This window comes from Hamadaea sp. NPDC050747 (assembly GCF_040654195.1).
Classification (GTDB): Bacteria; Actinomycetota; Actinomycetes; order Mycobacteriales; family Micromonosporaceae; genus Hamadaea.
Map to the genome: position 1 here is coordinate 1 of NZ_JBFAHM010000042.1, position 1,091 is coordinate 1,091.

At 67.5% G+C, this 1,091-nt stretch carries 1 protein-coding gene; it reads right to left on the minus strand.

Translation table 11 applies throughout. The features are described from left to right. The coding region (locus AB0H43_RS38945; RefSeq protein WP_360008702.1) for an IS481 family transposase at positions 1–988 on the minus strand (988 nt) is incomplete at its 3' end. Positions 989–1,091: the final 103 nt, after the last annotated feature.

The following is a 1,091-nucleotide window of genomic DNA, read 5'->3' on the forward strand; positions in this document are numbered from 1 at the left end:
TGTTCTGCCCACTCAGGTTGGGAACACGGCTTGCGGGTGGCCGACCGCCGAGTGCGGTGTGTGCTCGGTGATGGTTGTACATGTGCAGCCAGGCGGGCAAGGCCTTGCGGCGGGCGGTTTCTGAGGGGTACGCGCGGGCGTAGGCCCATTCGTCGGCGAGGGTGCGGTGGAAGCGCTCGACCTTGCCGTTGGTCTGCGGCCGGTAGGGACGTGTCTTTTTGGCCTTGATCCCGGCGGTGGTGAGCGTGTCTTTCCACAGCCGGGATCGATAGCAGGAGCCGTTGTCGGTGATCACCCTCGCGATGGTGATGCCGTGAGCGGCGAACCAGGCGTGTGCACGCCGCCAGAACGCCACAGCGGTCTGTGTGGTCTCGTCTTCGAGGATCTCGGTGTACGCCAGCCGCGAGTGGTCGTCGATCGCGGTGTGCAGGTAGCCGTAGCCGATCACTTTGTTGCCCCGGCGGCTTCGCCGGTCGGTGGAGTGAGCGACCTTGTGCCGGTTGCCGACCTTTCTGCCATGCACCCGCCAGCCGCCCTGATCGGGTATGTTGCCCAGCTTCTTGACGTCGACGTGGACCAGGTCACCGGGCGCGGCGTGCTCGTAGCGGCGAATCGGGCGGCGGGTCGCCCGGTCCAGGTCGGCTAGCCGAGCAACGCCGGCCCGGCGCAGGATCTTGTGCACGGTCGAGGCATGTAGACCGAGCCGACCGGCGATCCGGGCCGGTCCCCACCGACGCGTCGCCCGCAGGTGCAGCACCTTACGTTCGATCGGCCTGGGGGTTTGCCGCGGGCTGCGACGCGGCCGGCTGGAGCGATCCGCCATCCCCGCCTCGCCGGACTCGCGATACCGATCGGCCCAGCGCTTCGCCGTCGTGGGTGAAACCTGGAACCGCTCGGCGGCCCGACGCAAGGGCCAACCGTCCTCGACGATGCAACGAGCCAGGCGCAAGCGACCAGTCTCGGTCAAGGGTGCATTACGGTGGGGCACGAGGACCTCCGGGTGGGGTGGCTGTCTTGGTAGCTCCACACCTACCCGGAGGTCCTCACCCTTTCAAGATCCAGTCACCAACGTCCGTGGACAGAACACCTAG